Source organism: Pseudoalteromonas sp. NCIMB 1079 (assembly GCF_040567695.1).
Taxonomy (GTDB): domain Bacteria; phylum Pseudomonadota; class Gammaproteobacteria; order Enterobacterales; family Alteromonadaceae; genus Pseudoalteromonas; species Pseudoalteromonas distincta.
This window is the reverse complement of sequence record NZ_JBEWZA010000002.1, coordinates 355,130-379,524: the sequence shown is the minus strand read 5'-3', so window position 1 is coordinate 379,524 and position 24,395 is coordinate 355,130. Positions and strand designations below refer to the sequence as shown.

Annotated in this window: 25 protein-coding genes and 1 pseudogene; 19 read left to right on the top strand and 7 right to left on the bottom strand. The window is 38.1% G+C overall.

What is annotated here, in order from left to right:
* Positions 1-1,083 (bottom strand): efflux RND transporter periplasmic adaptor subunit, encoded by a 1,083-nt coding sequence (locus ABX891_RS18395; RefSeq protein WP_165724062.1) that lies wholly within the window; start codon positions 1,081-1,083, stop codon positions 1-3.
* Between the two features lie 122 nt (positions 1,084-1,205).
* Here ABX891_RS18395 and ABX891_RS18390 point away from each other — a divergent pair, with 122 nt between their 5' ends.
* Together ABX891_RS18390 and ABX891_RS18385 are read left to right on the top strand one after the other, a co-directional pair.
* On the top strand, positions 1,206-2,102 hold the full coding sequence (locus ABX891_RS18390; RefSeq protein WP_197099172.1) for a LysR family transcriptional regulator: 897 nt from the start codon (positions 1,206-1,208) through the stop codon (positions 2,100-2,102).
* Positions 2,092-2,403, top strand: coding sequence for an MGMT family protein (locus ABX891_RS18385; RefSeq protein ID WP_354630321.1), 312 nt, complete (start codon positions 2,092-2,094; stop codon positions 2,401-2,403). The genes ABX891_RS18390 and ABX891_RS18385 overlap by 11 nt, the downstream gene beginning before the upstream one ends.
* Positions 2,404-2,819: 416 nt before the next feature.
* On the opposite strand, the gene ABX891_RS18380 is transcribed toward ABX891_RS18385, so the two are convergent.
* The 3 genes from ABX891_RS18380 to trhA all read right to left on the bottom strand — a co-directional run bounded on the left by ABX891_RS18380 (position 2,820) and on the right by trhA (position 5,857).
* Positions 2,820-3,782, bottom strand: a complete 963-nt coding sequence (locus ABX891_RS18380) for a hypothetical protein (protein WP_354630320.1) — start codon at positions 3,780-3,782, stop codon at positions 2,820-2,822.
* A 143-nt stretch (positions 3,783-3,925) separates the two neighbouring features.
* Positions 3,926-4,723 (bottom strand): hypothetical protein, encoded by a 798-nt coding sequence (locus tag ABX891_RS18375; RefSeq protein WP_354630319.1) that lies wholly within the window; start codon positions 4,721-4,723, stop codon positions 3,926-3,928.
* A 504-nt stretch (positions 4,724-5,227) separates the two neighbouring features.
* Positions 5,228-5,857, bottom strand: a complete 630-nt coding sequence (gene trhA, locus ABX891_RS18370; RefSeq protein WP_354630318.1) for a PAQR family membrane homeostasis protein TrhA — start codon at positions 5,855-5,857, stop codon at positions 5,228-5,230.
* Between the two features lie 185 nt (positions 5,858-6,042).
* Between trhA and ABX891_RS18365 the strand changes: the two genes are divergently transcribed.
* Both ABX891_RS18365 and ABX891_RS18360 read left to right on the top strand, forming a co-directional pair.
* Positions 6,043-6,393, top strand: a complete 351-nt coding sequence (locus tag ABX891_RS18365) for a hypothetical protein (RefSeq protein WP_354630317.1) — start codon at positions 6,043-6,045, stop codon at positions 6,391-6,393.
* Positions 6,394-6,793: 400 nt separating this feature from the next.
* A pseudogene (locus tag ABX891_RS18360) lies at positions 6,794-8,271 on the top strand (cellulase family glycosylhydrolase).
* Positions 8,272-8,331: 60 nt separating this feature from the next.
* Here ABX891_RS18360 and ABX891_RS18355 read toward each other — a convergent pair.
* A complete protein-coding gene (locus ABX891_RS18355) occupies positions 8,332-10,023 on the bottom strand; it encodes an alkaline phosphatase D family protein (RefSeq protein WP_354630316.1) in 1,692 nt (563 codons plus the stop codon).
* Positions 10,024-10,321: 298 nt separating this feature from the next.
* Between ABX891_RS18355 and ABX891_RS18350 the strand changes: the two genes are divergently transcribed.
* The 15 genes from ABX891_RS18350 (at position 10,322) to ABX891_RS18280 (ending at position 21,601) form a co-directional block, all read left to right on the top strand.
* Positions 10,322-10,594: a hypothetical protein gene (locus ABX891_RS18350; protein WP_354630315.1), complete on the top strand. Its 273-nt coding sequence runs from the start codon at positions 10,322-10,324 to the stop codon at positions 10,592-10,594.
* Between the two features lie 234 nt (positions 10,595-10,828).
* A complete protein-coding gene (locus tag ABX891_RS18345; RefSeq protein ID WP_290193137.1) occupies positions 10,829-11,407 on the top strand; it encodes an LON peptidase substrate-binding domain-containing protein in 579 nt (192 codons plus the stop codon).
* A 68-nt stretch (positions 11,408-11,475) separates the two neighbouring features.
* Positions 11,476-12,099 carry a sigma-70 family RNA polymerase sigma factor gene (locus tag ABX891_RS18340; protein ID WP_002962457.1) on the top strand — a complete coding sequence of 208 codons (624 nt, stop codon included), beginning with the start codon at positions 11,476-11,478 and terminating at the stop codon, positions 12,097-12,099.
* The gene (locus tag ABX891_RS18335; protein ID WP_002962459.1) at positions 12,092-12,772 is read left to right on the top strand and encodes a ChrR family anti-sigma-E factor; all 681 of its coding nucleotides are present in this window, start codon (positions 12,092-12,094) and stop codon (positions 12,770-12,772) included. Before ABX891_RS18340 ends, ABX891_RS18335 begins: the two co-directional genes overlap by 8 nt.
* Positions 12,773-12,780: 8 nt before the next feature.
* Positions 12,781-13,734 (top strand): YbgA family protein, encoded by a 954-nt coding sequence (locus ABX891_RS18330; RefSeq protein WP_354630314.1) that lies wholly within the window; start codon positions 12,781-12,783, stop codon positions 13,732-13,734.
* Positions 13,734-15,128, top strand: a complete 1,395-nt coding sequence (phrB, locus tag ABX891_RS18325) for a deoxyribodipyrimidine photo-lyase (RefSeq protein ID WP_354630313.1) — start codon at positions 13,734-13,736, stop codon at positions 15,126-15,128. Before ABX891_RS18330 ends, phrB begins: the two co-directional genes overlap by 1 nt.
* Before the next feature lies 1 nt (position 15,129).
* Positions 15,130-15,558, top strand: coding sequence for a nuclear transport factor 2 family protein (locus tag ABX891_RS18320; RefSeq protein WP_002962464.1), 429 nt, complete (start codon positions 15,130-15,132; stop codon positions 15,556-15,558).
* 2 nt (positions 15,559-15,560) lie between these two features.
* The gene (locus ABX891_RS18315; RefSeq protein ID WP_354630312.1) at positions 15,561-16,271 is read left to right on the top strand and encodes an SDR family NAD(P)-dependent oxidoreductase; all 711 of its coding nucleotides are present in this window, start codon (positions 15,561-15,563) and stop codon (positions 16,269-16,271) included.
* Complete coding sequence (locus ABX891_RS18310) at positions 16,268-17,524, top strand: NAD(P)/FAD-dependent oxidoreductase (RefSeq protein WP_354630311.1); 1,257 nt, start codon at positions 16,268-16,270, stop codon at positions 17,522-17,524. The genes ABX891_RS18315 and ABX891_RS18310 overlap by 4 nt, the downstream gene beginning before the upstream one ends.
* Entirely contained in the window at positions 17,517-18,254 is a 738-nt protein-coding gene (locus ABX891_RS18305) for a DUF1365 domain-containing protein (protein WP_188161348.1), read from the top strand. The genes ABX891_RS18310 and ABX891_RS18305 overlap by 8 nt, the downstream gene beginning before the upstream one ends.
* Positions 18,255-18,291: 37 nt before the next feature.
* Complete coding sequence (locus tag ABX891_RS18300) at positions 18,292-19,554, top strand: class I SAM-dependent methyltransferase (protein ID WP_354630310.1); 1,263 nt, start codon at positions 18,292-18,294, stop codon at positions 19,552-19,554.
* The gene (locus ABX891_RS18295; protein ID WP_354630309.1) at positions 19,532-20,032 is read left to right on the top strand and encodes a DUF2878 domain-containing protein; all 501 of its coding nucleotides are present in this window, start codon (positions 19,532-19,534) and stop codon (positions 20,030-20,032) included. The genes ABX891_RS18300 and ABX891_RS18295 overlap by 23 nt, the downstream gene beginning before the upstream one ends.
* 53 nt (positions 20,033-20,085) lie before the next feature.
* Positions 20,086-20,574: a chalcone isomerase family protein gene (locus tag ABX891_RS18290; RefSeq protein ID WP_354630308.1), complete on the top strand. Its 489-nt coding sequence runs from the start codon at positions 20,086-20,088 to the stop codon at positions 20,572-20,574.
* A 1-nt stretch (position 20,575) separates the two neighbouring features.
* Positions 20,576-21,115 (top strand): DUF3833 domain-containing protein, encoded by a 540-nt coding sequence (locus ABX891_RS18285; protein ID WP_354630307.1) that lies wholly within the window; start codon positions 20,576-20,578, stop codon positions 21,113-21,115.
* Positions 21,116-21,325: 210 nt separating this feature from the next.
* Entirely contained in the window at positions 21,326-21,601 is a 276-nt protein-coding gene (locus ABX891_RS18280; RefSeq protein WP_002962474.1) for an HU family DNA-binding protein, read from the top strand.
* Between the two features lie 91 nt (positions 21,602-21,692).
* Here the strand turns inward: ABX891_RS18280 and ilvN are convergent, their stop codons facing one another.
* Positions 21,693-22,190: an acetolactate synthase small subunit gene (gene ilvN, locus ABX891_RS18275; protein ID WP_002960314.1), complete on the bottom strand. Its 498-nt coding sequence runs from the start codon at positions 22,188-22,190 to the stop codon at positions 21,693-21,695.
* Positions 22,190-23,914, bottom strand: coding sequence for an acetolactate synthase 3 large subunit (locus ABX891_RS18270; protein WP_024596926.1), 1,725 nt, complete (start codon positions 23,912-23,914; stop codon positions 22,190-22,192). Before ABX891_RS18270 ends, ilvN begins: the two co-directional genes overlap by 1 nt.
* Positions 23,915-24,395: the final 481 nt, after the last annotated feature.

The window sequence follows — 24,395 nt, the reverse complement described above, 5'->3', positions numbered from 1 at the left end:
TTATAGGCCTCGCTCTTTATTCCATGCTCTTACTTTCATGCCTTCTTTTAGTGAATGCACACCGGCAGAAACAACAATTTGGCCTTCTTTAATACCACTTAACACCTCAATACCATCGCGGTGTAGCTGGCCAATTTTTACTGCTTGTTTATGTACTTGGCTAGTTTCTGAATCAAAAAGCCACACGTAGGCATTATCTTTAATAGACTCTTGAGGTTCAGAAAACACTGATTCAATTGGCAGTATTGTGTAAGACACTTGCGAGCGAGTTACTTTACTTAAATCAATAAATACACTGCCCGTCATACCCGCTAGTAAATTAAAGTCCTCAGGTACTGGTAGCGAAAACACAACTTTATAGGTAAGCGTTGCAGGGTCTGCTTGGGTATCCCACTCTTTAATATCAAGTGTGTATTCTTTATCGTCAAAGCCATCGAATTTTACAGTAGGGTGGTAATCAGTGCCTTTTTGAAAACGAGCGACAATTTTTTCAGGAACCTGAATTTCTACATCCATTAAATCGCGTGTTTCTAAACGCAATATATTTTGTTTGGCTTGAATGTTTTCAAAGTTTTTAACAAATACTTTTGCAACTGTGCCTGAAAATGGCGCGCGTAGCTCGCTGTACTCAAGGTTTGTTTGTGCAATTTTAAATGCAGATTCAGCAATTTGCATATTAGCAGTGGCTTGATCTAATTCTGATTGGCTGGTGATTTTTTTTTCAAACAATTGCTCAATACGGCCAAGTTGTGATTTTGCCAATTCAAAGCGCGCTTTACGTTCATCAAACTGTAACTGAAAATCTTCAGGGTCCAGTTTTGCTAATAAATCACCTTTTTCAACGTGTTCACCAGCAAGAACAGGAAACTTAATAAGTTCGCCGTTTACCCTAAAAGCAAGGTAAGAGCCTTGGTTTGCAACAACCTCAGCAGGAAAGCTGCGAATGTTAGTTTGAGAATCATGACCTATGTTGAATAATTTAACAGGGCGAATGGGCTCTTCTTTAACTTGTTGTTCTGGCTCAGAACAGGCTATTAAGCTTAATAAAGTCGTAGTTAAAAAACATAGACGAAAGAGTTTCATGTCTTCTCCGTTGCAATGATGGCAAAATAATTAAGTGCAGCATACGCTGCAAACATATAAAATAAAAATCATTAAACCTTAGAAACTCAATAAGTTTTACTTATAATGTTGCAGAGTGCTATATGAAGCTGAATCAATTAATAATTTTAGATGCCATAGTGCAAAGCGCAAGCTTAAGCGGGGCAGCACTAAAGCTACATAAAACGCAGCCAGCGCTTACACTTGCTATTAAAAATCTAGAAGAAAAAATAGGGTTTGAGTTACTTGACAGAAGTAAGTACCGATTACAGCTTACTGAAAAAGGGCGTATTTTTCACCGCGAGGCGCAGCAACTTCTGCATGCCAACGACGAGCTAGCGCAGCTTGCTAAAGAATTGGCACTCGGTAATGAACCCCAATTTAGAATTTGTTACGAACAACTTTGCCATACACAGAGTTACAACGAGATCATAAGTAATACTTTTAGATTGTTTACCAGCACCGAATTTAGCTTAACAAGCGGGAAGCGCTTTATTTCGTTAGAGCAAGTAAATAGTGGGCAAGCTGAATTAGGCATTGGCCCGTGGTTTGATTTATTTCATGCGACAGGCGATTTAGAAAGCGTACCTATAGGTAGGCTCGATATTGGTATTGTCAGCGCTAAAGGCGTACTCCCTAAAAAGCTAACCTATAGCGAACTACAAACGTATCCGTGTTTAGCCATGTTTGAAAGTGACTTGAGTATCGACAGTGACAGACTATCGTACTCAAAAGGCTCCGCCATGATGAAAATTGATGATGTATCGACCTTAAAATCGTTTTTACTTTCAGGTGCAGGTTGGGCAATGATGAGCCTAGAACACTGCGCTCCTGAAATAAAAGCAGGCTTACTTCAAGAAATACACATAACTGATCGAGAGCATAAATTTAGCGCACAAATTAGAGCCTTTAGACAACATGCAGTGCACCACGGCCCTGTAGCGCGTACTATTTGGGAGCAGTTTAAAGTACTTAGTGAGGCGTATTTAAATGAACACTGATATTGATAAAGAAACACTTATTTATACTGTTATTGCAGGCATACCAATAGGTAAAGTAGCAAGCTACGGGCAAGTTGCAGCTCTTGCGGGCTACCCGCAAAACTCACGGTTGGTGGGGCGCTTATTAAAAATGATGCCAAACGACTCGGTTATACCTTGGCACAGGGTAGTGAATAGCCAAGGTAAAATATCATTCCCTGCAGGTAGCGATAAATACCAAGAACAACGCGAAAAGCTACTATCAGAAGGTGTGCTGTTTAAAAGCGACAAAGTAAATATGCGCGAGTGCCGGTGGGAGTGATATGACTATTATGGGCAGGTAAGTGCCATAGCTGGCCTTCAAGGCGTGAATCGATACTCTGTTGGGTGGCGCCTTCGGCTTAACCAACCTACCTTTTGACGTAGGTCGGATAAGTGGCGAAGCCACGACATCCGACACAGTAAAATAACTTGCCAATTATTATCAATATTTTATGTTGTCGAGTGGCTGGAGAGTGCCATGAAGACATTAGTAACGCCGTCGCAGTGACTGGCGGCGTTATATTTTATCTTCGTACTAAAAGTCATTTTTTCTTCAGCAGCTTAAAAGCAATTCCGCCTATTGCAATCACTATAGGAGTTGCAACCTCAATAATTTTCTTGATTTTGTGGGATTTGCTAGAAGCACAGGAAGGACAGAAATCGATCTCGTCTTTCTGCAGTTCTCTTTCGCAGCTTTTACATTTCTGCATATTTTTTCTCCATAAACTCTGAGGGTTTTATTTCTATCTCGACAACATCTTCTTCAGGATGAATAAGGCTAGAAAACGAACTGGAATCAAATGTTTTTCTATACTCAATAAACTGTTTCCAACCATCTTCCGGGAAGTAGCCGTTTATTTTAGGCGCTAATCTAGACCGAACATATGCTATATCAACGCCCGCTTTTTCTATTTTGCTTAGCCCTTCGTCAACTGAACTCAAAGCCACCTCTCGCTCTTCGAGAAACAAATGACATCTGGCCAAAGTTTGTAGAGCGCTTAAGCAGGCGGAAAATGACTCAACTGCCATTTTATGGCTTTCTTCAGCTTCTTTAGACTTGTCTCCAGTCCAGTTATCAAAGAATGATAGCTTTTGATCTGGAAGTTCGCAGATCTGTCTCGACAAGGCGCTTACTGTTTTTTCAAATCCACGCGTCAACTCTGTTATTGCATGTAATGCCAATTGCTCTCTTTTTTCAGAATTATGCATTCCACAAGCTTGGCGAAACAGTGACTTTCCTGTTTCAATTTCTGCAAGACGGTCACCATGAAACTCTTTAAATATCTTGCTTACTTGCTCTTCAATGCGGTTTAGCTGCATAGCTATGCTCACTAAAAGAACTTGTGCGCCAACCGCCTTTGCAGCCTTTAACATCGAAGGTCCAACCTTCTGAAATTTCGCATGTTCAGCAATTTTCCCATCTTTGTAAAACACTCCTTTCAGATTTCCCTGAGCATCCTTATACAGTTTGGCTCCTTCAGGAGCCAGAACAAGTTTGTAGACCGTATCTTGATTAAGCGCAGAAACAACTTCTGGTAAGCCGGTTATGCAGCGAAGTTCCGATACCAATGACTTCCTTCTGCGGGAAAATTCTTTCTTCTCACTATCTGAGAGTGATATCTCTTGTGAGACACTGATTGGGATTATCTCTTTACTCATAAATCTGTCTCTCGATTACAATCACTTCAATAAGGGGTCGCCTAAAAATAACACCCGCATAAACGGCTAAATAATAGCTTGCTAAAATAGCGGAGCGAAGCGAAACACAGTAAGATGTTATGTGTCCGTTCTTAATACACTTGTTAAGAATCATTACGAAAATCCCTGCGTAACATAACTGAAGCTACTGATGCTTCGAGGTTTTTTCCATACTTAAACTTACCTGCTATCCCGGCTGCTTCATCTTTAAATCTTCCTAGTGATCCTTTTAATTCTGATAATCTATTTACATCAAAACTTAGATTTAAGGCAACTCCTTTGAATGGTGTTTCTAAATGCCTTCTTTTCTCTTCTGATAAATACATACCAGTCTCACCACTAGCAATAAAGTAACTACCACCTTGCCTAGCTAGCCTACTTGTCATGTATAAGCCATAACCAGAGTTAGCCCAATTACCTCTCTGTTTGGGTGCTCCTTTAAATGCGCGGCCAGATATTCCCGGCATTAGGGCAAAGTTTAGAGCATCATGATCATCAGCAATATTTAAATTTGGGTTTCTTTTTAAAGATTCTCTAATCCCATCCCCTCTATCTAACAGTGCAACTTCCACTTTATTGTAACTCGGCCAATATTGAGAGCAGAAAGCAAATTGTTTGGCATTGCTGTGCTCTACAACATTTCTCATAATCTCACGAAACGAGTACACTAAGGTATCAAATAAAACACCAGAGTTACTTCTTGATAGCATGTAAGCTAATTCTTCACATGAATCTTCAATTACATCACCAACTTCTTTACCTTCATCGAAAGCTTGATCTGTTAATTTTTTTACATTCTTAATCTTAATAGGTATATATCGACTACTACCAGAAGCTTTCTGTTTATTCGCACCCTCAACATGGAACGATCTAAAGAATCCCATATGATTTGCGTAACTCATATGTTCGTGGCTTCTGACACTTAGACGCCCATTTCCTAGCTTAGTATTAAACCTTTGAATTTCGCTTCCTAGATATAACAGTGCAAACGGCTCTACAAACTCGCTGAAAATCTAAAACGTATTTATCAAAATCTAAAGAAACTTCATTTAATAAACACCCAAATTTAGATGCTGTTTCAAAAGTAAGTCGGTTAGGGACTTGAATTACATACATATCTATCCTTGATTCTTAACATTTTAATAGTGCGCTCATCGCGCATATTTCTGCCAGCTTAACGCTCATTTATCTACTTTATATAGTTTTAACAAATTACCAAAGGTATTACTATCACTAAGTTTTATAAAGTTTTTAGGTAAAGTTAAATTAACCAATATGCGCGCAGCACTCATTTTCATGAATATATGCGCAAAAAGTAGTTTAACAAATCAATTAACTACGATATTTGGCCAATCTCAATGACCGGTTATCGCTCAAACCAGACCATTCTAATTGGCTTTACCTGCCTAATAAACATAATTACTAATTGAAATATAATGGCAAACACACCCTGCAATAACGAATAAGTGCCAAATTGCGTGGCTAAATTGGGTGCTTTTAGCACTGTAAAAAAAAGTGCCTAAACTATAAAAAATACCGCCGGCAAGTAGCCAGTAAAGTGCTTTTACATCAACACTAGAATAAAGTGGATAAACAATAGCCAGTGCAAACCAACCCATGAGCAAGTAGGTGGCGAGTGATATTTTTTTATTGCCGTTTTTTACAAATACTTTGTACGCAACGCCCGCCAGTGCCACAGCCCAAATAAATGTAAGTGTGGCCCATGACCAAGCACCAGTTAATGAGATTAATAAAAAGGGAGTGTAGGTGCCGGCAATTAATAAGTATATGGCGCAGTGATCGCACTTTTTATAAAAGGCTCTTAAGCGCTGTTGAATACTGGCATGGTACAAAGTGGACGACAAAAACAGTACAAATAGACTGCTGCTATAAATTGCAGTACTAACATACGCGTTAGTGCTGGTGGCTTGGCTAAATAAATCCCACATAACAAATGCGGCAAATATAATACCGAGTGCATGGCTGATTACGTTTAATTTCTCTTCTTTACGGGAATAAGGCGCTTCTAACGGCATAACTGTTCCTACCACTATTGGAATTAATTTCAGTGTACAACTGTACGCTGAAAGTTTCAATCTTAGCTGTGAGTAATTCTAAATAACTTTATTTGATACGCTACTTTAGCTTTTACTTGATTTTAAAGAGAATTAATTCACTATGTTGGTGTCTAGTGTAATACATATTACGAGCTGAAATAACCATGAAACAAGATCTAAAAGCTGCTTTACTTACCGCCATTGTTTATCCTGGTGCGGGGCATTTTTCTTTAAAAAAACACCTTATAGGCGCTATTTTTGCGGGTGTATTCTCTGTTCTTTTAATTATAACCTTTCAAGATATATTTGCGATTGCACAGTGTACTGCAAATGAAATTGTAAACGGAAAAATTCCCATGTCGATTACCGCCATATTAAAAGCCGCGCAACAACCTTCTGACGCCTGCGCTCAACTCGCTGAATATAAGTATGTACCTTTAATGATTATAATTTGGGTGCTGAGCATGATGGATGCATACCGTTTGGGCAGAAAAGCGTTGCCTACTAAAAAATAAGCCACTTAATCAGAACTCGGTTTGGTTGGTTTATTAATTTTCTTCCCGCATATTTATCCCTGATATTTAGCTATTATTGATGGCGGTAATAATTATTATTACCGCTTTTTCATTTTTATATATATTTTTTGTAACCGAGATTTTTTGCCTACACCATGTAAGCATCGTGTAAATGCTTGTATATACCCAGTAAAATCCTCAAACCTCGTTAAATCGTTCACTTGTTGAAGTTTAGTTAATTAAAATCCTTCTTCTTGTACCTTTTTATTCATTTAATGTTAATAAATAAATGATACTTTCCGCTCGCCAAATTAATTTTATTTAACTATTAAGTATTGGTTTGGTGTCAATTTATTACGCCAAGCAATGACGACTGATAATTTCAATTTAAGGAAATACGATGAATAACAGTTCAAATAATCACGAAAGAAAGGATTTTAAAGTGGCGAGCTTATCGTTAGCTTTATTATTAGGATGCTCAACAATGGCTAATGCCGCTGTTGAGAAGTTAACGGTGAGTGGGAATCAAATTCTTGCGGGTGGAGAAAATACAAGCTTTGCAGGACCTAGCCTCTTTTGGAGTAATACGGGGTGGGGTGCTGAAAAATTTTATACAGCAGAAACAGTAGCAAAGGCAAAAACTGAATTTAATGCAACATTAATCCGTGCAGCTATTGGCCATGGTACGAGCACTGGTGGTAGTTTGAACTTTGATTGGGAGGGCAATATGAGCCGTCTTGATACTGTTGTAAACGCAGCTATTAGCGAGGATATGTACGTTATTATTGATTTTCATAGCCATGAAGCACATACCGATCAAGCAACTGCAGTTCGCTTTTTTGAAGACGTAGCTACTAAATATGGGCAGTACGACAATGTTATTTATGAAATTTATAACGAGCCGTTACAAATCTCGTGGGTTAACGATATTAAGCCTTACGCAGAAACAGTTATTGATAAAATTAGAGCAATCGACCCTGACAACTTAATTGTGGTTGGAACGCCTACGTGGTCGCAAGATGTTGATGTAGCATCACAAAACCCAATTGATCGCGCCAATATTGCTTACACTCTGCATTTTTATGCTGGCACGCATGGTCAATCGTATCGAAATAAAGCACAAACAGCACTCGATAACGGCATTGCACTATTTGCTACAGAGTGGGGAACAGTTAATGCTGATGGCAATGGTGGTGTTAATGCTAATGAAACTGATGCATGGATGGCATTTTTTAAAACAAACAATATTAGCCACGCTAACTGGGCTTTAAACGATAAAAACGAAGGTGCATCGTTATTTACTCCAGGCGGTAGTTGGAATTCACTAACATCGTCAGGCACTAAAGTTAAAGAGATCATTCAAGGTTGGGTGGTAGTACGGTCGCTTTAGACTCTGATGGCGATGGTATAAGTGACAGCCTTGAGCAGTGCGATAATACTCCCGCAGGTACAACGGTTGATAGTATTGGTTGTGAGGTAACTGACAGCGATGGCGATGGTATTAGCGATAGTGTTGATCAATGCCCTAATACACCTGCAGGTGAAACTGTTAATAATGTAGGTTGCGTTGTTGAAGTAGTTGAACCACAAAGCGATGCGGATAACGATGGAGTGAATGATGATATTGATCAGTGCCCAGATACACCCGCTGGTACAAGTGTTGATACAAACGGATGCAGTGTTGTAAGTTCAACAGATTGTAATGGTATTAATACATATCCTAATTGGGTGAAAAAAGATTATTCGGCCGCTCCGTTCACTCACAATAACACCGACGATAAAATGCAATATCAAGGCAATGCGTATAGCGCAAATTGGTATACAAACAGTATTCCCGGAAGTGATGCTTCGTGGACGCTTCTTTATAGCTGTAATTAAGCGCGTTTAATAAAATAAACGAAGAAGGTCAATAATGTTTTTACCTTCTTTTTAAAAGTATTAGCCTTTATAAACACTTTGGTGCTGTTCAGCAATATTGTAGCTTGGGGAATTTATGTTATCTATATAGCGCCAATCGGTTGTGATTTGTTCTTTAGTAATAGTTAGTAACATATAACCACGGTGTGATAAGTCACAATAATTTAAGTCGTTTATTAGCAATGTAAGCGAGTCAGCCATTTGCTTTGCTTGTGCTGTATTAAGCGCTAAATAATGCTCCATACCCGGGGATGTAACGCCAGGCGTTGCAAACTCTACTCCTACGCTTTCGCCTTTTGCATTTTTTAATGTGCCATGCCACGCATTGTGCGTATCACCTGCAACCACGACTAACTTTTTATTTAATGCGGTAACGCTTTTGTATAATGCTTCGCGCTCGCTTGGGTAACCATCCCACGCATCTAAATTATAAGGCATTAAAGTATTTACGCGTGCTAGTTGCGCGGGCGTTACCGCTTTATTTGCTAATACGGCTTTTTTAATGGCAACAAGCTCTTTTAATACTTGAGGTATTTTAGTGCGATCGGATTGCGAGAATATTTCAGTAGGTAGCCACATTTTAGTCATTAATACTTGCTGGCCTAACATTTGCCACTTTGCATTTGATTTAGTTATTGCACTGGTGAGCCAGTTTAGTTGTGTGTTACCTAGTAACTGCCTACTTGGATTATTTAAATCACTGGCAAAGCGCGCAACATCCATTTGTTTGGTCTCTAGGTTTTTATAGTCGCTGTAAGCAAGTTGTTTATCGCGTGCTATTACGCGCGTATCTAGCATGTGCAAGCTTATTAAATTACCAAAATCGAAGGTGCGGTATATTTGCGGGCTTTGTTCGCCCATAGGCGGTCTAATTGGCAGCCATTCGTAATAGGCTTGAATAGCTGCTGCACGGCGCTTAAAAAAGTCACCTTCATCAGGGGTATGATTTTCAGCACCACTTTTATAGGTATCGTTGGTAACTTCGTGATCATCCCATATTGCAATAAAAGGCGCTGCAGCGTGAAGTGCTTGAAGGCCTTGGTCTGTTCTGTAAATGGCATAGCGCTTACGATAGTCGCTAAGGGTAATAATTTCACCGCTGTTATCGGCTGCTAATTGGCGGCCAATTTTTTCAGCATTTTCGGTAGCGTATCCGCCCATTGGGTATTCGTAAATGTAATCTCCCAAATGCAGTACTACATCTAAATCTTTTTGCTTAGCGGCATCGGTGTAGGCATTAAAGTACCCAGCAGGGTAGTTTGAGCACGACACAACAGCCATTTTTATTTGCTCAACATTGTTTATTGGTAGTGTTTTAGCACGGCCAATTGGGCTTTGTGTATTTAAACCCATAAAACGATAAAAGTACTCTGTGTTTGGAGCAAGTTCTTGCACATCTATTTTTATTGTAAAGTCTCGGCTTTTATCTGTTTGTTCGCGCCCGCTGCGGATGATGTTTTTAAATTGAGAATCACTTGCCAGCTCCCAGGCAACAGTAACTTCAAAATTTGATTGAGCAGTGGTTGCACGTGTCCAAATTATTAAAGCATTACTGAGCGGATCGCCACTAGCTACACCGTGTTTAAATTCAATAGCCGATAGAGGTTTGTTTACTAGTGTTTGAGCACAACCTGTAATGGCACTCGATACTGCTACGGTAAATATACTTGCTGCTGAGGTTTTTAAAAAATTTCGACGTGATGAAAGGGTCATACTGCACTTTTTGAATTATTTATAGTGGTGTGCACTTTAGCGGGTAGATATGACGTTTTTATAAACGCTAAATGTATTTAGTGTGACGGTATTAATACATTTAAACCCTTTTATTTATTAACTAAAAAATAGTCAAAAAATTAAATTAAATGGTTAAATTAACAAGGTATGAATTTTTTAAATTAAAGAGATGAATGTAAAACTGTTTAATTACAGTTACTTACTATTTATTTTTGTGTTGGCACAACCCTTGAGTATGTAACTACGTCTAAACAATACACAAACAAGGAATACCATTATGAAACATTCAATTAAAATCGCTATGGCAAGTTTATTAGTATTAGGTTCTGCGCAAGTACATGCAACAGAAGTGGACCTAGATGTAACTGATATATTAACTCAAAGTGTAGCAAACTACGTAAAGCAAACCACAATCGAGCTTGAAAAATCACTAAAGGAAACGCTTTATTTTGATGCTAAAACTGTTTTAGAGGGTTTATTAGATGAGCCCGTTTTAACAGATAGCACAACGCTTAAAAATACTGACACTAGTATTAAAAACGCAAAATAAATTATTTAAAGGATTAAAACGATGAGCAGTGAACTTGGATTATTTGCATTAATGTTAGCACCCGTAGTCAGCATGATTAGCGCTTACTACTCGGTTCAAGTGTTTAAAGCTATGGGAGGTTGGTTTAATCTTTAGCCAATTATATAGCTGGTAATTAATTCGATTCACACAAAGCTGATCGATTTAGCAAAAGCGCACGTAAATAAAGGCAGATGTTTGAAAGAAGTAGACTTTATGAAACGTGCGATTTTTCCATTACCCATTTTTATGTTACCTGAAGGCTATACGCGATTACGCATATTTGAGCCTCGCTATTTAAATATGGTTAAAACCGCATTAAAAAACAATACAGGGTTTGTGCTTTGTACATTTGAGCACGACACGCCATTTAATATAAGCGCGCAAGGTTGCCTTGTTGATATTATTGATTTTGACCAAGACGACAACGATGTATTATTAATCGATGTGTTTGCATCTAAAAGCGTTCAAATAAATGATGTTTATCAAGATGAGGACGAACTGCGACATGGTTTGGTGTCTTCTTGTAATACGCCATATTGGTATAAGGATTCTAACAACTCAGTTGGCGAACATGACTTATTGCATGATGCGCTTTTAAACGTGTTTAAAAGTAATCCGGAACTTAATTTACTGTACAAAAAAACTCACTTTGACAAACTGCCTTGGATTGCAGCTCGTTGGCTTGAGCTCCTACCTATTTCTATTGAGAAAAAACAGCAACTTGCGTTTGAAACGAACTTTGATAACTTACTGAATTTCCTCCATACTGTGATTAATAACGAATTTGCCTAAATTTTATGATCCTAAATTAATTATTGCCCGTATAAATTAATACGAAAGCAATAACGGGATAAATTATTATGGTAAGTCAACAACAGTCACCACGTTGTGAACCTAATACAGGTAAGTACACTGCCATGCCAGAAACGCCGAGTAAAGAACTCATGCAAGCGCTTATAGATGTTGCACAGTCACGCGATAAAAAAGCATTTTCCTATTTATTTGAATACTTTGCGCCAAAAATTAAACGCTTTGGAATTAAGCAATTTGGTGTTGAAGCTCAAGCAATGGAGCTTGTGCAAGAGACGTTAACATCTGTTTGGCGTAAAGCACATTTGTATCACAGTGATAAAGGTGCGGCTACTACGTGGGTTTATACCGTTATGCGTAATGCTTCATTCGATATGCTTCGTAAAATGAAAAGTAATAAAGAAGAAAATATAAGCGAAGATATTTGGCCGTTATTAAACGAATCACAAGATACACATCACGAATACAGTGATCATTTAGAAGATAAACAAATTAAACGTTATTTAGACAAATTACCTATTGCTCAACGCGAAGTGGTAAGAGGCGTTTATTTTCAAGACATGTCGCAAGAGCAACTTGCACATCAACTTAATATTCCAGTAGGCACGGTAAAATCACGATTACGTTTGGCCTTGCAAAAATTACGTAATGAAATGGGAGATCAGCATGATTAAACATCACCCGAGTGAAACTTTACTGACACAGTATTGCGATGCATCACTTGCTACATCATTGAGTTTAGCCGTTTCTATACATGTAGATATGTGCCCTGTGTGTCAGGCTAAAGTAGCTAAAATTGAGGCAAGCAACGCAAACGCATTATTTAGCGAAGAGCCAGCGCAATATGAGAAACCTCAAGCTGAGCAACCTGAGTTACTTGAAGAATTTGAATTGAATGTGCTTGATATGATCACGTCTGATGATTCTATCGACGAAGTTTATGAAGTAGAACCTGTTTCTATTAAAGTTAATGAGCATAACTATCAGCTTCCACGTGCGCTAACGCGTATTTCTCACAGTAAATTTACCCAAGTGGGTAAGCTTGCGAGATCGCGTATTGCACTTGATGATGGCCCATTACGCTCTAGCTTGTTACATATTGATGCTGGTGGTGAAATACCAGAACACACGCACACTGGCTTTGAAGTTACTTTACTCCTAGATGGCGAGTTTAGTGATGAAGAAGGAAAATATGTACCAGGTGACTTTATATGGCAAGATGGTAGCCACCAACATACTCCTTTAACAAAAGATGGTTGTTTGTGCTTTACAGTTGTCAGTAGTGCGCTACATTTTAATAAGGGCTTCAGCAAGTTACTAAATCCAATAGGTAATTTGATTTACTAAGAGAATTTATGCACACAGATATAATAAAAATAGGTATAAGCGCCTGCTTAGCAGGCGAAAAAGTTAGATTTGACACCGGTCATAAAAAGTCAAATTTCTGTATGGATGAGTTAGGTAAACATGTTGAATATACACGGTTTTGTCCTGAAGTAGCGGTAGGTTTACCAATACCTCGACCAACTATTCGCCAGGTTAAAGTGGGAGATACTATTAAAGTATGTCGCCCAGATGGCACTGGAGATGTAGGTCATCAACTTACCGAGTATGGTAAAAAAGTTGCAACAGAACAAGCTAAAGAGTTGAGCGGGTTTGTATTTTGTGCAAAAAGCCCAAGCTGCGGTATGGAGCGCATTAAAATATACAATGAAGCAGGAACAGGTAATACCTCTGAAGGCGTTGGTTTTTTTGCTGAGCAAATAATGAAGCACAACCCATTATTGCCATGTGAAGAAAACGGACGTTTAAACGACATGCATTTACGTGAAAACTTTGTAATGAGAATTTACGTATTTAAAAACTGGCAAAAATTAGCACAAGAGCCGCTTACGGTTCACAAGCTTACTCAATTTCACTCTCAGTATAAGTACTTGTTAATGGCTCATAACTATCAAGCTTATCGTGATTTGGGTAACCTGCTGGGGACTTATGTAGGTGATGATATAAATGCAGTTGCTGATGAATATATTTTAGGGTTGATGACGGGTCTTAAAAAGCCAGCTTCTCGCAGAAATAACTGCAACACGCTAATGCATTTACAAGGTTACTTTAAAACTGATTTATCGAAGGTTGAAAAACAAGAACTTCGTGATGCGATAGATGAATACCGCGAAGGTTTGGTGCCATTGTATGTACCACTTACCTTGTTAAAACATCATTTGAAGGTTCACCCAAATGAGTACCTTGAAAAACAAGTGTTTTTTAACCCTTACCCTCACGATTTAAAACTACGATTTGGTATTTAATGGATACATTATTTTGGTTTAGGCGCGATTTGCGCCTTTTTTCTAATGAAGCGTTAATTCAAGCGCTAAATAATGGCGCTAAACACGCCATTTTTTTTGTGTCTGAAAAGCAGTGGCAACAACACCAAGCTGCGCCTATTCAGATTGACTTACTCAAGCGCCGAGTTGCTTATCTTCAATCACAACTTGCTGATTACGGTATTACTTTACATATTATTGAAGCGCCTAGCTTTAGTGATTGTACGCGCGAGCTTATTAACTTTTGTAAAGCAAACGATGTAAAACACGTAATTGCTAATACAGAATATGAGCTTAATGAAGTAAACCGCGATAAAGCAATTTTGCATGAATGCGATGAGCTTTCTATTACTTTTACTTTGTACGAAGGTGATTTAATTGCGCCTGCAGGCTCTGTCAAAAATCAAAGTAATGAAATGTATAAAGTGTTTACTCCTTTTAAACGTGCATGGTTAAAGCAGTATCAAGATACACACTTTAGTTTGCCACAATGGCCTTTAACTTCTGACCCTATTGAGTTTGACGAGAGTGATTTACTAAAAAGTGATGGGTGCTCAGATAAGTGGCCGGTTGACGACGAAACACTCTCTACCGTAGTTGATAACTTTATATGCGACAAACTTACAAGTTACGACGACCAGCGTGATATTCCCAGTGTAAAAGGCACATCGGGTTTAAGCCCGTATTTAGCACTAGGTATTGTAAGCACAAAGCAACTGCTTATTAATATTCAGCAGCGTTATCCTGATATTTTAACTACATCAAAAAGTAAAACGTTTACGTGGATTAACGAGCTTGTTTGGCGCGAATTTTACAGACATTTAATTGCTGAATTTCCGAAGCTTTCGCGCGGCGATAACTTTAACGAAAAGTATAATGCTGTAGTGTGGCGTAAAAGTGAAAGCGATTTTAAAGCATGGTGCGAAGGGCGTACAGGTTACCCATTAGTGGATGCAGCAATGCTACAACTTAAGCAAACCGGTTGGATGCATAATCGTTTACGAATGGTTGTTGCAAGCTTTCTAACTAAACATTTATTAATAGACTGGCGTGAAGGTGAACGCTTTTTTATGCAGCACTTAATTGATGGCGATTTAGCCTCAAATAATGGTGGTTGGCAGTGGGCTGCAAGTACGGGCTGTGATGCTCAGCCTTATTTTAGAGTTTTTAATCCTATCAGACAAAGCGAGCGCTTTGATCCAACGGGCAAGTTTATCCGTAAGTATTTGCCAGAGCTTGAAAACGTGCCAGATAAACACATTCATTTTCCACACACTTATTTAGCCGCAACAGGCAAAGATAAGGAATGTTACTGGCCAGCAATAGTTGATCATAAAGCGGCACGAGAACGTGCACTTGCTGCATTTAAGGTGTGATATGGATAACCAGTTACCAGTAGATAAATTTGTTGAAATATACCAACAGCTTGATAGCACTAATCTTGATTTATTGAGTGATATTTACTGTGACAACATACAGTTTATAGACCCGATGCATGAAATTAACGGCATTGTAGAATTGCGCAGATACTTTGCTAACTTATACAGCAATGTTAAGCATTGCCAGTTTGATATTAGTGATTCGTTTAATAGCGGTAACAATGCTTTTATTTATTGGACTATGCATTATGCACATCCAAAGCTCTCATCAGGTAAAACTATCTCGGTAGACGGTCATAGCAAGCTTATTTTTAAAGATGGCAAAATTATTAAGCACAGAGACTACTTTAATGTGGGCGAGTTGTTATACAAACACATTCCTTTACTTGGTAGCGTTATAAAGCTAATTGATAAAAGAGCAGGTTAATTATGATCACACTTATAACGGGTGCTACATCAGGTATTGGCGAGCAGCTAGCAATTAAATATGCACAGCTAGGAGACACTGTTATAGCTTGCGGCCGTAATAGTGATAAGCTCGCCGAGCTTGCTAAATACGACAATATCCAAGCATGTAAATTTGATGCAACTAACCTGCAAAATATAAAAGAGTCTACTATTGGCTTTCCTCATTTTGACCGTGTTATTTTAAACGCTGGTAATTGTGAATATATAGATGATGCGCGCAACTTTGATAGCGCGCTGTTTGAGCGTGTAATAAACGTAAATTTACTTTCTATGGGGTATTGCCTTGAGGCGTTACTTCCTAAAATAAATCCAGGCGGCCAACTTGTTTTGGTCAGCTCAAGTGTTACTTATCTTGCGCTACCTCGTTCAGAAGCTTATGGCGCATCAAAAGTGGGTGTAAGTTACTTAGCAAAAAGCTTAGCGGTTGATTTAAATGATGTTGATGTGACTTTAGTTCATCCTGGGTTTGTAAAAACGCCACTTACTAATAAAAATGATTTCCCGATGCCTATGGCCGTTACCGCTGAAAAAGCAGCTGACTACATGATTAAGGGTATTCAAAAACGCCGCAAAGACGTTCATTTCCCTTATCGTTTTACACTTATATTAAAAGCTTTACGCATTTTACCACTGCCGATTTGGCTTAAAATCGCAAAAGGATTAGCCCGTTGAAAAAAATAGCAATAATAGGAACTGGTATATCTGGTTTAACATGTGGGCATTTGCTTCACAAGCATTACGATGTCACCGTATTTGAAAAAAATGATTACATAGGTGGCCACACAGCAACGGTTGATGTTGATGTGTGTGGCATCAAATACGCAATAGACACTGGCTTTATTGTATTTAATGACCGAACTTACCCATATTTTGAAAAGCTACTTTCGCGCATTGGTATTGATAAACAAACAACCCAGATGAGCTTTAGTGTGCATAACGAAGCCACTGGTTTTGAATACAATGGACATACTTTTACAAGCTTATTTGCACAGCGTCGTAATATTTTTAGACCTAAATTTTGGCGATTATTGTACGACATTGTTAGGTTTAACAAACTGTGCAAAGCAATGCATGAAAAAGGTGATTACCAGTCTGATCAATCATTAGGGCAATTGCTTAACGATAACCAGTTTAATGACTTTTTTAAATACCATTATATTCTTCCTATGGGCGCGGCTATTTGGTCTACCAGTATTAAAGAAATGGAAAACGTAGGCGTTGAATTTTTTGTTAAGTTCTTCTTTAATCATGGGCTTTTAGATGTAACCAATAGACCACAGTGGTATGTAGTACCAGGTGGCTCTCGTCAGTATATTAAGCCACTGATCAGAGGTTTTGCTGATAAAATTAAACTTAATACAGATATTAAATCTGTTACGCGTCAAAATGATGAAGTAACAATAGAGTTTGCCAATGGTGAGCAAAGTAAGTTTGATAAAGTAATATTTGCTTGTCATTCAGATCAGGCGCTTGCACTACTTGGTGATGCGACTGAGCAAGAAAAATCAGTATTGGGTGCAATAGCTTACACTGAGAACTCAGTGGTGTTGCACACCGATACAAACCTTTTACCAGATAGAAAAGCGGCATGGGCAAGCTGGAACTACCTACTTAATAACAACACTGATAAAGCAGCTGTTGTTACTTACCAAATGAATATTTTGCAAGGTATACAATCGGATACACAGTTTTGTGTAACGCTTAATCACCTTGAAGGAATAAGCCAAAGTAAAATTTTGCGCGAGTTTACTTATCACCACCCTGTTTTTAACCAAGAGTCTATTGCAGCTCAAAAACTTAAACACAGTATTGATGGACACAACAATAGTTATTTTTGTGGTGCTTATTGGTACAATGGTTTTCATGAAGATGGCGTACACAGTGGTGTAGAAGTAGCCAAGCAACTTGGGGTCGAATTTGACTAGTGCAGTGTATTTAGGCGATGTTAAACATCGCCGTTTTGCTGTTAAAGAACATCGCTTTAGTTACCCTTTATATATGATGTGGGTAGATTTAAATAATCCTCAACAACTAAATGGTGTGCATAAACACATAGGTACGTCAGGCTTAAAGGCGTTAAAGTTTAATGAAGATGATTATCTTACAGGCACCTCACAGCTTGCTAAACGTCCCCTTATTGAGCGTGCACACGAACAACTTGCCAATTTAGGTATTACTGAAACCTTTTCTCATATTTACATGCTTGGGCAACTTCGTTGTTTTGGTGTGTATTTTAGTCCTGTTAATTTTTACTTTTTTGGTCATAACGACACCCGTTTTAAATACATGATTGCTGAAGTAAGTAATACACCATGGAACGAACGTCATTATTATTTAGTACCTTTAGAAAAAAAAGTGAACTTTAAAAAGGTTTTTTCCGTATCACCTTTTATGAATCTAGATATGAACTATCATTGGCATGTTAAGCAATCGCTTGATAAAACATTGATACACATTGAAAATAAGCGAAATGAAGAGCTATTATTTGATGCTACACTTCGCTTAAAACGTAAAGAGCTTACTAAAGAAGAAGTTAATAAGTTATTTAAACGTTTTCCGGCCATGACATGGTCTATTTTCAAAGGTATTTATTATCAAGCGTTAAAGTTGTTTATAAAACGAGTTCCTTTTTTAGGTCACTCAGGCAAGCCATAAAGCACATAGATAGTCAGGACAATTAATAGGTATTTAAATGGATAAAGTGTCGAGCTTAAATTGCGAACAAAGCACAAACTGGTTAACTAACATATATAAAAAATTAGTGACTAAAGCCTTTTCGTCAATTGAAACAGGCCAAGTTGTTTTAGTGGATGCAAACGAGCGTACAGTTTTTGGTGACCCATCTTCAGTGCTAAAGGCAACGATTATAGTAAACGATAAAGCTATGTATAAGGCATTTGCATTATCTGGGAGCGTTGGCGCTGGTGAAGCCTATATTTTGGGGCATTGGTCTTGTGACAACTTAACCTCTTTTATTGAGATATTTGCTATAAATGAGAAGCAACTTGATGAGTTTGAGAAGAAATTCGCATTTTTTAGTAATATTGCACACCGGTTTAATCACATAAAAAATAAAAACTCTGAATCGGGCTCTAAGAAAAACATCGTTGCTCATTACGACTTAGGCAATGATTTGTACGAATCATTTTTGAGTAAAGAAATGCTTTATTCAAGTGCTGTATATCCTACAAAAGAAGCGACACTTGAAGAGGCTCAACAATACAAGCTTAAACGCATTTGTGAGCAAGTTGAGCTTCAAAAAAATGATTCAGTAATTGAAATTGGTACAGGGTGGGGGGCTTTTGCCATATATGCAGCCACACATTATGATTGCCATGTAACAACAACAACCATATCTGATGAGCAACATGATTATGTCGCTAATAAAATTTCAGAGCTTGGTCTTGAAAGTAAAATTACATTACTTAAGCTTGATTACAGGCAATTGAAAGGAAAATACGACAAGCTTGTTTCTATCGAAATGATAGAAGCGGTGGGCCATGAGTACTTACCTAGCTTTTTTACCCAATGTGGTGAATTGTTAAAAGACGATGGTGCCATGCTAATACAAGCTATAACTATTGGCGATCAGCGTTATAAGCATTACTTAAAAAACTCTGATTTTATTCAGCAGTATATTTTTCCAGGCGGGTGTTTGCCATCACTTAACGAAATGAGTGAGCAAATTAAAAATAACACCGATATGGTAATTCATACCGTAAATGATATTGGTGCACATTATGCGCGAACATTAGCTGATTGGCGAAGCCGTTTTATAAAAAGCTGGCCTGATTTGGACCGCTCAAAATTTGATGAACGTTTTTATCGTTTATGGTTATTTTATTTTGCTTATTGCGAAGGCGCGTTTAGAGCCAGAGCAACAAGTACGGTGCATTTAATGGCGCGTAAACCACGTTTTATTAGCGATAACGATGATATTGCGCTCGGTTACTAATTTTGTTTTATTTCAAGCAGTGTGGTTTTTATCATTGCTGCTTGAAGCTGATTCGCTACTTTTTAGCGGATTGATTATTGTTTTAATGTTTTGGTTGTCAAAACAAAAAAAACAAGACACCTTAATTCTTATTAAAGCCCTACCTTTAGCACTATTATTAGAATTTATAGCAGTAAAGTTAGGCTTGTTAGAATTTAAAGTTTATCCCTTCCCTCTATGGCTCGTCTTTTTATGGGCTGCGTTATTACTTTCTTTAAATACTTCTATGGTTTTTTTGAGTAAATTAAAGCTTTGGCAGGCCTTTTTAGTATGCATGGCTTTTGCGCCAGCAAGTTATTGGGCTGGAGCACGCTTTGAAGTAATAAGTTTAGGTTTACCTTTATGGCAGTTTTGGCTCGTTTACGGTGCGCTTTGGTCTACAGTGTTTACTGTTATTCTTTTTATAAACCAAAAAATCAAGTTATTCATCAATCGCTGATCGCCCACAATTCACATTTCGTAACATTACTCATTGACTCAAGGGAGCTTATTTTGAAATTTTTACTAAAGGCAGTTACTTTTTATTTGCTTACAACTTCAATTGTTTTAGCTAACACACAGTTTAACAAAGTAGGCGAAGCACGAATGGAGTATTTATTTTGGGATGTATATGACGCGGTTTTATTTACCTCTTCAGGTAATTACAGCGCAGGAACGCATCCTATTAAATTTAAACTTACCTATTTACGTGACTTTGAAGCTAAAGAAATCGTAAAAGCAACAAATGAGCAGTGGGAGCATATTGGAAAAAAAGAACTAGCAGAAAAATACGACAGTAAATTATTGTCTATTTGGCCTGATATTAGACAAGGTGATTCGCTAACGTTAGTCACAAATGAGCAGGGTATGAGTACTTTTTATCATAATGATGAAAAAATTGGCGAAATAAATGAACCTCAATTTTCGGATGATTTTTTAGCCATTTGGCTGGATGAAAAAACCTCTGAGCCGAAACTACGAAAGCAACTATTAGGGAATTAATATGAATGTATTTAACGCGTTTAAAACAGCTCTTGTATGCTTATCTGCTTTGTTGCTGATAAGCTGTTCGGCACCAAATGTGGAGCATTATAAAAATACATCGCCAAACTTTGACTTTAAAACATTTTTTAGTGGAAATTTGAAAGCCTACGGTGTTGTACAAGACTATAAGGGTGAATTGACCCGCAAGCTTGTCGTAGATATGAATGCGAGCTGGGATGGTAACCAGGGCGTTATTGAAGAAGACTTTGTTTATGACGATGGCGAAACTCAAAAGCGTATTTGGAAAATAACGTTAAATGAAGACAATAGTTTAACGGGGTTGGCAGATGATGTTATAGGTACAGCAAAAGGTAGAAGTGATGGCAGCGTATTTCATTGGAATTACGATGTAGAGCTTCCATACGACGGCAGTACTTTAAAAGTGAATTTTGATGATTGGATGTACTTGGTTACACAATCGCGCTTGATAAACCGCACATCTATTGTTAAGTTTGGAGTCGAGGTCGGGGAAGTGACCTTAGTGATCGAAAAAATATAGCTTATTTACCCAGTTGCTTAACTTGCGCCAAAATTGTACTCAAATTAAGTCTTTGTTAACCCAACACGCTGTATTTTACAGAGAATTATTTAAATTTTACTCATTTTTTAAGAATTTAAGCAAAAAATGCAATTTGCTGTTGCTAACTCTTTAAAAATGCATAAAGATAGGTTTTGCGAAGGCAAAATAATAACGAATAGGAATCTAACAATGAATAAAGCTCAATTAGTTGAAAAAATTGCTACTGATGCAGAAATCTCTAAAGCCGCTGCTACTCGTGCTCTTGACGCGTTTACAGGTGCTGTAACTTCTTCTTTAAAAGAAGGTGATTCAGTAGCATTAGTTGGTTTTGGTACTTTCTCAGTAAAAGAACGTGCAGCTCGCACTGGCCGTAACCCACAAACGGGTGCTGAGATCCAAATCGCAGCGGCAACTATTCCAAGCTTTAAAGCAGGTAAAGGTCTTAAAGACCAAGTAAACCCTTAATAGGTTTAACGAATTAAATTAAAAAAAGAGCTAATTAGCTCTTTTTTTTATGTTTAATAAAGACATCAATTGATGCCTTTATATCATAAATTTACGCTTTTAAGGCTTTATCGCCTCGACCAATGCCAACAGCGCCAGAACGTACAACTTCAATAATATCGGTTTCATGACGAAGAGTGTCTAAAAACGATTCTATTTTGTCTGTACTGCTCACTAATTGTAGACTATAGCTTTGTCGGCCCATATCTAAAATAGCACCTTGGAACACATCAACTACTCGCGTAACCGCTGCACGAGTCGTCTCGTCTTGAGCAAAGACCTTAACAAGCAATAGCTCACGTTCAATGTGACTCATTTCTGTTAAATCGATAATTTTAAGCACGTCGACTAGTTTGTTAACCTGCTTTGTAATTTGCTCTACAACTCTGTCATCACCCATAGTGGTAATGGTAATACGCGACAATGATTGATCGTCAGTTGTGCCCACAGTTAGGCTGTCGATGTTATATGCACGTTGTGAAAAAAGCCCAACAATACGTGATAGGGCACCTGGTTCGTTTTCTAATAAAATAGATAAAATACGACGCATTATGCTTTTACTCCTTTACGTAACCACATCTCATCAATGCCGCCTAACTTAATTTGCATTGGGTATACATGTTCTTTTTCATCAACGTTTATATCTAAAAAGACTAATCGGTCATTAATTGACATTGCTTTATCGATAGCAGGTTGTAACTCATCGAGTGTGTTTACTTGTATGCCTACATGCCCGTAGCTTTCAACTAACTTAACAAAATCAGGCAGTGAATCCATGTAAGATGATGAATGACGTCCACCGTAAACCATGTCTTGCCATTGGCGTACCATACCTAAAGAGCGGTTATTAAGTGATACAACCTTTACCGCTAGGTTGTACTGTAAACAGGTTGATAGTTCTTGAATATTCATTTGAATAGAGCCATCACCCGTAATACACACAGACTCTTTATCAGGAAAGGCTAGTTTTACGCCCATTGCAGCAGGTAAACCAAAGCCCATGGTGCCTAGGCCGCCTGAGTTGATCCATTGACGAGGATGCTTAAATGGATAATATTGCGCTGCAAACATTTGATGCTGACCAACGTCAGAACTTACGTAAGCATCGCCATTAGTAGCTTTATAAACCGCTTCAATTACAGCTTGTGGTTTAATTTTGTCGCCATCAGTGTTGTAGCTTAAGCACTTTTGTTCGCGCCAGCTGATAATTTGTCGCCACCAATCTTCTTGCGCGCTGCGGTCTATTTTAATTGGGCTTTTATCAATACCCGCTTGTAGTTGTTCAAGTACGGTTGCTAAACAACCTACAACTGGTATGTGTGCTTTAATCGTTTTAGAAATTGAAGTTGGGTCAACATCAACATGAACAATTGTGGCATTAGGGCAAAACTTTTGAACATTATTAGTTACCCTGTCATCAAATCGGGCACCAAGCGCTAAAATCACATCGGCGTTAGCCATTGCTTTGTTTGCCTCAAGCGTGCCGTGCATGCCTAACATACCTACAAAGTTTGGATGCACACCTGAAATACCACCCAATCCCATTAGTGTATTTGTAATGGGGGCATTTAATGATTCAACTAAATGCGTTAATTGCTCTGATGTATTTGAAATGACAATACCACCACCAGAGTAGATAACCAGTTTTTTGGCCTCTAAAATAGCTGTTACGGCTTTGCGAATTTGTTTTGAGTGCCCTTTAGTATTAGGGCTGTACGTTCTCAGCTCGGTGGTTTTAGGAAATTCGTATTCAAACTTAATAGCTGGGTTAAGCATATCTTTTGGAAGCTCAACAACGACAGGACCTGGGCGACCAGTGCTAGCAATATAAAAAGCTTTAGCTAAGATTGTAGGGATGTCTTTAGCACTTCTACAGTTAAAACTGTGTTTAACTACAGGGCGAGAACAACCCACAATATCGGTTTCTTGGAATGCGTCGTCGCCAATCAAATTTGTAGGCACTTGGCCTGATAACACAACCATAGGAATTGAATCCATGTAGGCCGTTGCAATACCTGTAATGCAGTTTGTAGCGCCAGGGCCTGAGGTTGCAAGTACAACACCAACGTCTCCAGTGGCGCGGGCATAGCCGTCAGCCATATGTGTTGCAGCTTGTTCGTGACGTACTAATATATGTTCAATATCATCTTGCTGAAAAAGTGCATCATATAAGTCTAAAACCGAACCACCGGGATAGCCAAATATGTATTTTACCTTTAACTCTTTTAATGCCTGAACTACTAGTTCAGAACCATTATATTCTTGTTTGCTCATCCTCATTCCTCTGTGCGCTTTTTTATGCATAAAAAAACCCCCGCGTAGTGCGAGGGTTTTTAAAAAGCAGTATCACCTTTTAATACATCCCCGCTGGGCTTATAACTAAGACCAGTACGAGTACGACTAAAAGATTAATGTGTGTGTTCATAGTTTTTACTCTACTTAGCAAAACACTGCTTTTAAATTAAAGATTTTGTATAGGTTTATTTTTAAGGGTTTTAAGCCTTCATGTCAACCTTGAAAGCTGTTTTTTGCATTTTAAATTCGTTTTGTGGCTTTTTTTAATTTAAAGCTGCAGGAAATCTGTGTTTAATTGAGTTTACTGGCAGAAATTATGCATTTTAGGTTGTAAGTTCGATTTTAGATATAAAAGTGTGTTAGAGACCATTAGCCTTAATTGCATATGTTAACTATATGTTTTTATCGCATGTTTAAATTTCTATTATTAGGTATGATTGCTACATAATTATGTTTGAGG

Excerpts from the sequence above, each read along its gene's own strand:
- ABX891_RS18350 (WP_354630315.1), top strand. The coding sequence starts at position 10,322 with ATGAAACATTCAATTAAAATCGCTATGGCAAGTTTATTAGTATTAGGT.
- ABX891_RS18285 (WP_354630307.1), top strand. The coding sequence starts at position 20,576 with ATGAATGTATTTAACGCGTTTAAAACAGCTCTTGTATGCTTATCTGCT.
- trhA (WP_354630318.1), bottom strand. The coding sequence starts at position 5,857 with ATGCCGTTAGAAGCGCCTTATTCCCGTAAAGAAGAGAAATTAAACGTA.
- ABX891_RS18280 (WP_002962474.1), top strand. The coding sequence starts at position 21,326 with ATGAATAAAGCTCAATTAGTTGAAAAAATTGCTACTGATGCAGAAATC.
- ABX891_RS18300 (WP_354630310.1), top strand. The coding sequence starts at position 18,292 with ATGGATAAAGTGTCGAGCTTAAATTGCGAACAAAGCACAAACTGGTTA.
- ABX891_RS18390 (WP_197099172.1), top strand. The coding sequence starts at position 1,206 with ATGAAGCTGAATCAATTAATAATTTTAGATGCCATAGTGCAAAGCGCA.
- phrB (WP_354630313.1), top strand. The coding sequence starts at position 13,734 with ATGGATACATTATTTTGGTTTAGGCGCGATTTGCGCCTTTTTTCTAAT.
- ABX891_RS18320 (WP_002962464.1), top strand. The coding sequence starts at position 15,130 with ATGGATAACCAGTTACCAGTAGATAAATTTGTTGAAATATACCAACAG.
- ABX891_RS18315 (WP_354630312.1), top strand. The coding sequence starts at position 15,561 with ATGATCACACTTATAACGGGTGCTACATCAGGTATTGGCGAGCAGCTA.
- ABX891_RS18295 (WP_354630309.1), top strand. The coding sequence starts at position 19,532 with ATGATATTGCGCTCGGTTACTAATTTTGTTTTATTTCAAGCAGTGTGG.
- ABX891_RS18385 (WP_354630321.1), top strand. The coding sequence starts at position 2,092 with ATGAACACTGATATTGATAAAGAAACACTTATTTATACTGTTATTGCA.
- ABX891_RS18355 (WP_354630316.1), bottom strand. The coding sequence starts at position 10,023 with ATGACCCTTTCATCACGTCGAAATTTTTTAAAAACCTCAGCAGCAAGT.
- ABX891_RS18395 (WP_165724062.1), bottom strand. The coding sequence starts at position 1,083 with ATGAAACTCTTTCGTCTATGTTTTTTAACTACGACTTTATTAAGCTTA.
- ABX891_RS18380 (WP_354630320.1), bottom strand. The coding sequence starts at position 3,782 with ATGAGTAAAGAGATAATCCCAATCAGTGTCTCACAAGAGATATCACTC.
- ABX891_RS18330 (WP_354630314.1), top strand. The coding sequence starts at position 12,781 with ATGCACACAGATATAATAAAAATAGGTATAAGCGCCTGCTTAGCAGGC.
- ABX891_RS18335 (WP_002962459.1), top strand. The coding sequence starts at position 12,092 with ATGATTAAACATCACCCGAGTGAAACTTTACTGACACAGTATTGCGAT.
- ABX891_RS18345 (WP_290193137.1), top strand. The coding sequence starts at position 10,829 with ATGAAACGTGCGATTTTTCCATTACCCATTTTTATGTTACCTGAAGGC.
- ABX891_RS18340 (WP_002962457.1), top strand. The coding sequence starts at position 11,476 with ATGGTAAGTCAACAACAGTCACCACGTTGTGAACCTAATACAGGTAAG.
- ilvN (WP_002960314.1), bottom strand. The coding sequence starts at position 22,190 with ATGCGTCGTATTTTATCTATTTTATTAGAAAACGAACCAGGTGCCCTA.
- ABX891_RS18375 (WP_354630319.1), bottom strand. The coding sequence starts at position 4,723 with ATGAGTTACGCAAATCATATGGGATTCTTTAGATCGTTCCATGTTGAG.
- ABX891_RS18365 (WP_354630317.1), top strand. The coding sequence starts at position 6,043 with ATGAAACAAGATCTAAAAGCTGCTTTACTTACCGCCATTGTTTATCCT.
- ABX891_RS18270 (WP_024596926.1), bottom strand. The coding sequence starts at position 23,914 with ATGAGCAAACAAGAATATAATGGTTCTGAACTAGTAGTTCAGGCATTA.